Source organism: Herpetosiphon sp. (genome assembly GCF_003512625.1).
Lineage (GTDB): Bacteria > Chloroflexota > Chloroflexia > Chloroflexales > Herpetosiphonaceae > Herpetosiphon > Herpetosiphon aurantiacus.
In genome coordinates this window covers 45,949-55,709 of the sequence record NZ_DOPT01000093.1, presented here as the reverse complement: position 1 = coordinate 55,709, position 9,761 = coordinate 45,949, and the positions used below count along the sequence as shown (strand labels likewise).

At 44.2% G+C, this 9,761-nt stretch carries 8 protein-coding genes; 3 read left to right on the top strand and 5 right to left on the bottom strand.

Annotated elements, in window-relative coordinates; genetic code table 11:
* Positions 1 to 145 precede the first annotated feature (145 nt).
* Genes DEF47_RS20380 through DEF47_RS20370 form a run of 3 tightly spaced genes read right to left on the bottom strand, consistent with a single transcriptional unit; the run spans position 146 to position 2,408 of the window.
* Entirely contained in the window at positions 146 to 1,186 is a 1,041-nt protein-coding gene (locus tag DEF47_RS20380; protein ID WP_012191572.1) for an oxidoreductase, read from the bottom strand.
* A 14-nt stretch (positions 1,187 to 1,200) separates the two neighbouring features.
* The gene (locus DEF47_RS20375; protein WP_012191573.1) at positions 1,201 to 1,959 is read right to left on the bottom strand and encodes a tRNA(His) guanylyltransferase Thg1 family protein; all 759 of its coding nucleotides are present in this window, start codon (positions 1,957 to 1,959) and stop codon (positions 1,201 to 1,203) included.
* Positions 1,956 to 2,408 (bottom strand): AAA family ATPase, encoded by a 453-nt coding sequence (locus DEF47_RS20370; protein WP_012191574.1) that lies wholly within the window; start codon positions 2,406 to 2,408, stop codon positions 1,956 to 1,958. The genes DEF47_RS20375 and DEF47_RS20370 overlap by 4 nt, the downstream gene beginning before the upstream one ends.
* A gap of 273 nt (positions 2,409 to 2,681) precedes the next feature.
* Between DEF47_RS20370 and DEF47_RS20365 the strand changes: the two genes are divergently transcribed.
* The 3 genes from DEF47_RS20365 to folK all read left to right on the top strand — a co-directional run bounded on the left by DEF47_RS20365 (position 2,682) and on the right by folK (position 5,582).
* Positions 2,682 to 3,884, top strand: a complete 1,203-nt coding sequence (locus tag DEF47_RS20365) for a leucine-rich repeat domain-containing protein (protein WP_012191575.1) — start codon at positions 2,682 to 2,684, stop codon at positions 3,882 to 3,884.
* A gap of 91 nt (positions 3,885 to 3,975) precedes the next feature.
* Entirely contained in the window at positions 3,976 to 5,103 is a 1,128-nt protein-coding gene (locus DEF47_RS20360) for a patatin-like phospholipase family protein (protein WP_012191576.1), read from the top strand.
* Positions 5,100 to 5,582, top strand: a complete 483-nt coding sequence (folK, locus tag DEF47_RS20355) for a 2-amino-4-hydroxy-6-hydroxymethyldihydropteridine diphosphokinase (protein WP_012191577.1) — start codon at positions 5,100 to 5,102, stop codon at positions 5,580 to 5,582. The genes DEF47_RS20360 and folK overlap by 4 nt, the downstream gene beginning before the upstream one ends.
* Positions 5,583 to 5,587: 5 nt before the next feature.
* On the opposite strand, the gene DEF47_RS20350 is transcribed toward folK, so the two are convergent.
* Both DEF47_RS20350 and DEF47_RS20345 read right to left on the bottom strand, forming a co-directional pair.
* A complete protein-coding gene (locus tag DEF47_RS20350; RefSeq protein ID WP_041304797.1) occupies positions 5,588 to 8,947 on the bottom strand; it encodes a sensor histidine kinase in 3,360 nt (1,119 codons plus the stop codon).
* Positions 8,948 to 8,955: 8 nt separating this feature from the next.
* Positions 8,956 to 9,714: a response regulator transcription factor gene (locus DEF47_RS20345; protein ID WP_012191579.1), complete on the bottom strand. Its 759-nt coding sequence runs from the start codon at positions 9,712 to 9,714 to the stop codon at positions 8,956 to 8,958.
* Positions 9,715 to 9,761: the final 47 nt, after the last annotated feature.

The window sequence follows — 9,761 nt, the reverse complement described above, 5'->3', positions numbered from 1 at the left end:
TTAATCCCCCTGCACCCCCTCAAAGGCAATCAAGGTCTAGCAGAAATCTACTGATGAACCAGAGATTTGGTGGTTCGCAGCAGAAATCTAATCTACTCTTTTCAACATTCCCTTACCTGCTGGGTGGGTAAAGGAGTTGAGTTGCTTAAATTGTCATTGTGCGTTGTTCAGCTGCACTTTGCTCGGCCAACTCAATCAGCCGAATCACGCTTCGAGCTTGGTTGGCCTGAACGATGATCTCAGCCTTACCTTGAATGGCTTGTGCTACATTGCAATAATAGGCCGGATACTTGCCAGCGATGGTTTCGACTGTGCCACGCAACGCTAAACCATTCAGCTCCGTGTTGATCATACCCCAATCAGTTGCAGGTTCTTGGCCCCAATTTGGGCTGTTTGGCGCTTGGCCTGCTTTCAAGGCCGCTTCTTGGGGATCAATGCCATATTTGATCCATGAGCCGTTTGTGCCATGGAGACTGAAGCGCGGCCCCAATTCGCGCACCAACATACCTGCTTTGAGCGTGACTTGCAACTCAGCATAACCCAAACACAAATCAAAATAATCGACCGTTTGCGCACCCTCACGTTGCTTGGCAAGCTGAGCTGTGATCGATTGGGGCATGCCAAATAACACCAAGGCTTGATCAATCAAATGTGCGCCGAGATCGTACAAAATCCCGCTGCCAAGGCCAGCTTGTTCACGCCAAGCCGCTTGTTTTAGTTGCGGTCGATAGCGATCGTAATGGCATTCGTAGCTGACTAAACGCCCCAACCAGCCAGCCTGAATCACAGCTTGAGCAGTCAAAAAATCGCCGTCCCAACGTCGATTGTGAAAGACGCTTAACACACGTTGTTGCTCTTGGGCTAGGGCAATTAATTGATCAGCCTGTTGACTATTGAGCGTAAACGGCTTATCGACCACCACATGTTTGCCTGCCCGCAAGGCTTGGGCTGCCAAATCGGCGTGGGTTTGGTTGGGTGTGGCAATCACTACCAACTCTATCGCTGGGTTCGCGAGCGCTTCAGCCAGATCGCTGACAATCTGCACATGGGGATACGTTTCGCGGGCGCTTTGGCTACTGCGTTGAACAATCGTATGTAAGGTTAATTGTGGTTCGGCCATAATCAGTGGAGCATGAAACACTTGACTGGCCATCCCAAAACCCACCAAAGCCAGATTAATTGGCATCGATACCTCCAAGATTAACGATCAAAGTGGCTTGCGAGCAAATTGCTATAGGCTTCGCGTTGCGGTAATTCAAACTCAACATGAATTTTACGTCGTTTGGTGAGCGTTGGCATTTGAGTTTGTGGATTATAGCCTTGGAGATCGACGGTTTGCCAATAGAACCCAATGCCGCGTTTTTGCCAGGCAACCAGATCGTTAAAATTGATGCCATGTTGAAAGAGCAGCTCATTTTTTTGGGCAACCGAAAGATTAGCTATTTGCATATGGGCAGTTTGTGGATCAAGCGCTTGATCACGCAGGCTCCAATAGCAATAGGCATTCAGGGCATTCCGATGCGCATCTTCCATGCGCCAGCGAAAATAATCGTGTACCAGTTGATCGGTCGGCAATTGGCAAATTCGGCAATCAAAGCTCGCCTGTTGCTGAATCGCTAAACTAAAATGACCACTGGATTCGCCCGCCAAAATCGAGCAATATTTGCGTAACTTGCGGCCAAATACATCACAACCATAACTCAGTAGCAGTGAAATCTCATCACTTTGGGTATAGCCATAAAGCACTGGAAAGCCACATTCCATCAGATGTTTGACCGTGCTGATCATTGCATCACGAAAGCGTTGATCAAATGGACGTTGATAGTTCATAACATCTTTGGTGAGTCGGGTAAATGAACGTCCATCAATCCGCACTACCATCCAAATATTGGGTAATACCGCTAAATCGTTGCTTGTCTCATACACCCGCATTAACTGATCAAGTTGATCAAAATTCATTGCTCCTCCCAGGGTGTTACTTGAAATTGGTGGGCTGGTAATTGGCGAACATACCACAAGCGCTCAAAGCCTTCGGCTAAACTTGGTAATTCAAGTTTTTTGAATGATCCACGGATCGCAAGCTCCGGAATATGCTGTTTGCCAGTGCGTTGGCGATTGCGTTCTAAACATGCTGCCAAATTTGATTCAAGCAGATAGCCTTCAATCCTAAAGCCTGCGGCCTGCGCGGCTTGAATATAGCCGGATCGGCGGTTTCGCTCAAGATTCATCCTATCAATTACAAACGATTGCCTAAGCTCTAAACAGCATGCTATTAATGTTTGTTCGCGATGCTGAGTACGCAGCATATCGAGATTGATGCGCACATGACTATGCAGAAATTGCTGCACATAAAAGGTCGATTTTCCGCTTGCTTGTAGACCAATTAGTAGGGTTGCCTGAGGCTGCATATTGAACTCTCAATCGGCTTCGGATGGGCGTTTGGCTTATCTCTTTCAGTGATGAATAATATTCGCAGGGCTTGGCAAAGCATACATCAACAAATCGGCTGATTTGATCAACGAATACTTCACAAATTGCCTCTAGCGTTTATGCTAGCCTTTACTACTAGGCTGACTAAACGAGGATTCCCCTCTTAGCTAGCCATTGGGGGGAATCAATCGCCAAGGGCAGTGTGCTACAATGAACCAACAATGAAATAACCCGACACAGAGGTCGTTACGATGGCAAAGCTTAAAAATTACGTAGTCTCCTTGGATGATGTGTCCACCGTCGAAGAACTCAAGGCCGCCTTGCGTGAACGGCGTTTGGTTGGCGTGACCCAACTAACCCTCAATGGGCGCAATTGGGGTGATGCTGTCGCGCATAGCTTGGCTCGCTCACCGCATATGGCCACCGTGCGCGTGCTTGACCTCAGCGAAAATCAATTAACCGATGAAGCTGTGATTGCCTTGGCGCAATCGCCCCACTTAAGCCAATTGCGCACGCTGCGCTTGCAACGCAACCAAATTGGCGATGCTGGCTTGATTGCCTTGGCGCAATCGCCCTACCTGAGCAACCTCAACGAATTAGAGCTGTATCAAAATGCAATTGGCGCGGCGGGTGCTCAAGCACTCAGCCATTCGACCAGCCTAACCCAATTAACCAAACTACGGCTTTATCGCAATCAACTGGGCGCAGCTGGCGGCGCGGCCTTGGTCGAAGGTCAAGCCTTGGTTAATCTCCAGTTGCTCGATATTGATCACAACGATTTGGGCGATGCTGGAATTAGTGCTTTGGCCGCCGCCCAACATTTGACCCAACTCACCTCGCTCAATTTAAGCAACAACAATATTGGGCCAGCAGGGGTGAAGGCGCTGGCCGAAGATGAACAATTGGGCAACGTAACCCAGCTTGATCTCAGCGATAATGATGTGGGGTTTGCTGGAGCCAAAGCCTTAGCCGAATCGCCCTATCTGCGCAGCATTGTGACGCTCAATTTGGCCTCAACCAATATCGATGCTGCTGGCATTAGCGCCCTTGCCAATTCGCCAGTGCTTGCCAACACCGAACGCCTTGATTTGCGCTCGAATGCAATTGGCGATGCTGGGTTGAGTGCCCTAGCTCAATCGAGTCATGTCACTAATCTCAAGGCCTTGTTGCTCAACGATAATGCGATTGGCGATGCTGGAGTGCAAGCCTTGACCACCAGCACCAGTCTTGGCAATTTGGCGGTGTTGTATCTCGCCGATAACGCAATTGGTGATGCTGGCGCAACCAGTTTGGCCAACACAACCAACTTGGGCCAATTGCAAGAGCTTGATTTATGGGGCAATCAGCTAACCCGTAGCAGCCAAGAAGCCTTTAGTCAATCGCCAACGCTGAATAATTTGGTGCTGCTCGATTTAGGCATCAGCGACGACGAAGACGAGGACGATATCTTCTAAATCGCTTGGCCTCAACTGACAGATCGATCAGCATTGCTGAACATTGAGCAATGCTGTTATTTGCTGTTGGTTTTCAAGCTGCGAGGTTGTTATGGCAAAAAAAGCTTTGGTGCTTTCCGGCGGCGGTGGCCGTGGAGCTTATCACGTTGGGGTAATGCAAGCTTTGGTCGAACGCGGCTGGATGACCGATGGGCAAGGGCCAGATATTATTGCTGGCACTTCGATCGGCGCGGTCAACGGGGCGGCTTTGGCCTCAGGCATGACTGTGGCTCAATTGCGCCAACGCTGGCTGCATATGCACTCCGAAGATGTTCAGCAGCTTTCAAGCGATCTGCCGTCGATTAGCCGACCACTGATGCGCTTTTTGCTGCGCTCGATTTTGACCTCTGACGAGCATGGCGGCGATGATCAGATTGAGGCTGAAACGCCAGAGGCCGATCGCAATTTGCATAGCCCCAGCATTTGGCACAAATTTCGCAGCATTTTCAGCACCACACCGTTTAAAAGTTTGCTTGATACCACGCCATGGCGACACACCCTCAGCGCTTGGATGAACTTCGAGCGCATCAATAGCCCCGCTGCGCCAACCCTGCTGTTGACCGCCACCGATGTTCGGCGCGGCACATTGCGGGTATTTTGCAACCATAAACTTGATGGCCAAGCCCAAGATCAGCTCAACATCGAGCATATTATGGCTTCGTCGAGCATTCCAGCGGTCTATCCATGGACTCAAGTTGGCGAAGATATGTATTGGGATGGCGCGGTTTTGGCCAATACGCCGCTCGGTCCAGTCATTGAGCATGCAGGCGGTGATGTTGAAATTATTGTGGTGATGATGACCCCGTGGGATGCCGACCCCAACGATGGCGATCAACATCTTGAGGCCATGCCCAGCGATTTGGCGCAGTCGTTGTGGCTAACGCTAGATTGGGCATTGTTGGCCTCCTATCGTGCATCATTTAAACTGCTCAAGGTATATAACCAAATTGCTGAGGCGGCCCAACGCCTGACCGCCGCCGCCGAAAAAACTGGCGATCAATCACTGCGCTGGCCGGGCACGATGCCTTATCGCGTAGCCGAGCCATTAGTGATTGCGCCGCAAAAACTCATGCCCTTAGAATGGATTGTCGATTACGAGGGCAAAAATCATCAAGCTTTGTTTGAAATGGGCTATCGTGATGCCCTCCGTGCTTTCGATCAACGCCAGGAGCAAGCGTGACCATCGTTTATTTAGCCATCGGCAGCAACCAAGGCGATCGTTTAGCCAACTTACAAGCGGGCTTAGCCGCTTTAGCTCCCGCTGTGCAACTAACCAACTACTCAAGCGTTTATGAAACCGCAGCGGCCTACGTTGAAGATCAACCGCCGTTTTTGAATGCGGTGGTTGCTGGCACAACCGAATTAGCGCCACATGCGCTGTTAGCCTTGCTCAAGCAGATAGAGCACGATTGTGGCCGCCGACCTGGCTTGCGTTACGGCCCGCGCCCGCTTGATCTTGATATTTTGTTGTATGGCGAGCTTGAATTGCAAACCAATGACTTGATTATTCCACATTTGCGGATGTTCGAGCGTGATTTTGTGTTGCGACCCTTGGCCGAAATCGCCCCCAACCAGGTCAATGCTGAGCAACTTGCCCAAGCAACCCAAGGCAGCGTTTTAGCTGTTGTCTACTCAGCCAAGCAATTACAGGGCAGATGAAAAAATTATTTTTTAGCGCGTCTGACCACAATAGCAACCATCATCGAGCCACGATTATCGCTCAAACAGACATCGGCACAATGCGCATCATTAATTCCAAGTCGTAAGATTCCCTGATAGTTCGGGGCTTGAATGCTCGATTCTTTGCCAATTGCAAACTTCCAATCGCCAATTGAGCCAATTAATTGCCCATAATTTGCAGCTGGCAGTGTTGTCCAATCGTAATGCTGGTTTTGATACCCATCAGCATTAACGAATGGTAGACTATTCATATCAGTTGTCCAAGAACCTTTTTGAGCTATAAATTCGATTGTATCGCCAGGTTGAACATAGATTGGCGTATATTTCCAATCACGATCAGCAGCAACCTCAACGACTTCACTAACAATTGGATTAGTTAAATCGGCCACAAAAAACGTAATTCTTGTAAAGTCAGCAATAGCTCGCCAATCACCAGCCTCATCTTCAAACATTGGCTCTAGAAAATAATTACCTGGCTGATCATAAATTCGGCTAGCCGTAAATGTATAGGTTTTGTATGGTTCTATCAGAATATTCTGAACTGAAGGAAAATCCATTGTGGAGGCACTCCAGCCTTGTTCTAAGACGTTAGGACCACGTGCCCCTGCGACTAAGTTTCGGAGTAAAGCTGGTTTAGCCTTATGGTTTCTTAAACTAAATGTCATTGTTACTCTTGTCCCGACGGCGATAGTATCATAATTTTGGATAAAACGACTACCATCAAATAAACGAGTTCGCCAAAATTCACCATTCTCAGCTTGTTGATTAACTAAACGAACATCAACATCAAACCAGACTTTTGGTTGTGAGGCTACTTTTTCTAGCGATAATAAATCGGTTTTTAAAATAAATGTTATGCCAATGCCAAGCATAAATGCCATACAGATTAATGCTAAATTATATTTCTTGGATTGTTCTTTGACTTGAATATCTGAATGGAGCATTTCTAGCTTGGGCTTTTTAATTAATGGAGTTGCTTGCTCAGTTGATTGTTCATGGATCAGAGTCGGAATAGCTATTTCCATTGGAATTGATAACTCGATTGTTGTACCTTGATCGATAATCGAACGTATTTCGATGATACCATCAATATTTTTTGTGCGCTCATACATCGTCATCAAGCCAGTGCTATTTTGTTTAATATCTTTATCAATCTCAAAACCAACACCATCATCAATGATTGACAAGGATAACATAGCATTATTTTTACTAAATGTAATATTAATATTTCTTGCTTGAGCATAAGCAAGGGTATTTGCAACTGCTGAATGAATAATCCGAAAAATATCACGTTTTTTGTCAATTGATAGATTATTCCAAAGATTCAAATCATCTCTTGGTGGCATTTCCCAATGAAGTTCGATTTGTTGATGTTGAATAAGCTCACGAATTAGCCGATGAATTTCTGGTAAGAAATTCTTTTTTACACCTGGAATTGCAATTTGTTTTTGAATGATAAAGCGTTTCAGGATTTCTACTGTTTGGTCGGTCGAAGCTTTGTATTGAACAAGTCGAGCTTTTGTATCAGGTGTAATCTGATCAAACTCACAGATCATATCAATGCCAAGCGTAACCGAGTTTAGTTTGCCTAAAATATCGTCGTGAATAACATGATTGATATCACCAAAAATACTATCACGCGCCTTGATAATCCTTTGGATAATTTGGTTGATTAAGATTAACTGATTTTTCGCCAGCACAAACCAACTCAAATATTGAGTGATTAATCGAATAAGCTCATAGTCTTTGGTATCAAAATCTTCATTGGTAATTTTTGGCCCAAGGTATAAGTATCCAATTTGATTGTTGTTATTGTCATACACAATTTCTCGATGTTTATAGAACTTACTGAGCGAGTTTGAAAACGATCCTGCTTCAGAATTGTGCTCAAAAAATAAATCAATTGGCTCGTTTTCCATAATATAAAAATGTTCAGATGTTTTGATAATATTCTTTTCGATCACAAAACGCAAAGATTCTATCTCTAATTGCTTAGTCAAATAATCAATTGATGAGTAGATTGCTGAATGAATATCTTTAGTGATATCAAGATGGTTTAACAAGCCAAACAATATTTCAGCATCATTTTGATGGCGCAGGAAATATTTTTCAAATATTCTACGAAATGGGTTGTCGATATACCAGAAAATTGAGGTAATTACTGCAACAAAGAAGATATTGATAAATATAATTCCATTAATTTCAATATAACTATTAATAAGGATTGAAATATCCACAATAACCGCACTAATCAAAATTATCATTAATAAATCTAAGCTAAATGAACGTTTTGCATGAACTGATTCATAACGTAATAGCGTAAATGCAGTCCCAGCTGCCGGAATGACTAATAGAAATAAGCCAAAAAATATTGATTTCCCGATTATTGGTAATTTTAAATTAAATTCCTGATACACAATCATCAATATAACGTTGAATAATCCACCTATTAACCAAGTGGTAAACGCAATTTTAGCTTGCAAAATAATTTTCGATTTAGTTTGATGGCGATAGGTGATCCAGAGATATGCCCAACGAATTAATGTAAAGCTAAATCCGATGATAAATATGGTCGCAATGATATAGTTGGCTTGATTGGAAATTGTAGGAATATTACTTTTACCTGAGGCAATATTAATAATAACATAGGTATATAAAGCAATACTAAAGAGCGAAGGGATATACAGCACATATTTAAACCCATGATAACGCTCAATCTTTACTGGAAAGATATACCCTAAATGAAAGAAACTTCCACCAAGTAGTGCTAATGGCACTACAGTTGCAACAAGGGTAAGATATTCGCCAAAATCTGGTACTCTATGCCGAATACTTGTAATAGCTAAAGCAAGAAACCAAAGAATATAACCAAATACAATATTATTTTCCTTATCTGGGTTTGAAATTAATACAATAATACCTAGAATCCATAGTAATGCTGCGGTAAGGATGATTGCTAAATAGATTTGTAAAATATGATGAATACTAATTTTTGTGATTGGTAGATAAACGGTAAACTGAGATTGATCGCGTCTAATTTCTACCGGTACAAAGCGATTAGCATAATCTAGCTCTAGTTTCTTCTTCAGATGATCAATCATTTCTGGCGAATTATAACCATAACCTGAAACACTGAGAATACAATCGCCTGGTGCAACAATTTCTTGGGCAATGGGCATCCATTCAGCTGGGGTTATAGCATGAATTTCATTACAATTGTTTATTGCAGACCAATAGGTAATTAATTCAAGCGCTGGATCATCAATCGTGTTTAAGCTAGTTCGAACGGAAATTGCCATTGAGATGACAACAAAACATCCAAAAAAGATGCTAATTACACGCATTATGTATTTCATCGATCATTCTCGGATAAATAGGCATAAATCGAGGCTAGGAAAATCAGGGTATCACGGTGTTCTTCGCGTTTGCGTAAATCTAAATATTCGTAAATATCATCTTTATAAGTTTGAACGGCATGGATTGAAAGTGATAAGGCTTCAGCAATAAATTTTGGCTTCCAAGCAATCAGAGGCACAATCCGTTGAAGATGATTTGGCATAGTTGGCAGTTGAGGAGCAATCGCTTTAACTTGCTCGATCAGGCTCGTATCGATCATTGATAAGAAAATTTTGGTGGCCCCAACCAAGGGAATTTGACGATCTTTGCAAAATAAACGACTCTCACCAATCCGCAGGGTTTCGAGGGCTTCACGGTAAATCGCAATTGATGCGCCTTTTTCAACTCCAACAATTCGTCCAAAGCCTTGTGCCCACAATTCAACGATGTGCTCAAAGAGCCAGCGATATGAGGTAACGACGATAATGCCGAGCCATGGCATTTTTTGCTTGATCTGCTGAATAACCTTGAGGCCGTTGGCGGCATCATTTTCATAACGCACTTGGTCGCGATATACCTGCTCGCGATATTCCATTGGCATCAGTAAATCAACTACGGCTAAACTCCAATCATTTTGATGAGTATCAAGTTTGGCAAGCGCCTCATTCACCGAGCGGGCTGAATCTATCGCATATCCCATTCGTTGAAATAGATCAATCGTTCCAGCCAAGAAAATCTCATCATCATCGGCGATAAATACTGTTGGTATTGACATACGTACCTCATTTAAGCCAATTAGGGTTGCTTAATCGGCTATTATAG

Excerpts from the sequence above, each read along its gene's own strand:
- DEF47_RS20380 (WP_012191572.1), bottom strand. The coding sequence starts at position 1,186 with ATGCCAATTAATCTGGCTTTGGTGGGTTTTGGGATGGCCAGTCAAGTG.
- DEF47_RS20375 (WP_012191573.1), bottom strand. The coding sequence starts at position 1,959 with ATGAATTTTGATCAACTTGATCAGTTAATGCGGGTGTATGAGACAAGC.
- DEF47_RS20370 (WP_012191574.1), bottom strand. The coding sequence starts at position 2,408 with ATGCAGCCTCAGGCAACCCTACTAATTGGTCTACAAGCAAGCGGAAAA.
- DEF47_RS20365 (WP_012191575.1), top strand. The coding sequence starts at position 2,682 with ATGGCAAAGCTTAAAAATTACGTAGTCTCCTTGGATGATGTGTCCACC.
- DEF47_RS20360 (WP_012191576.1), top strand. The coding sequence starts at position 3,976 with ATGGCAAAAAAAGCTTTGGTGCTTTCCGGCGGCGGTGGCCGTGGAGCT.
- DEF47_RS20350 (WP_041304797.1), bottom strand. The coding sequence starts at position 8,947 with ATGCGTGTAATTAGCATCTTTTTTGGATGTTTTGTTGTCATCTCAATG.
- DEF47_RS20345 (WP_012191579.1), bottom strand. The coding sequence starts at position 9,714 with ATGTCAATACCAACAGTATTTATCGCCGATGATGATGAGATTTTCTTG.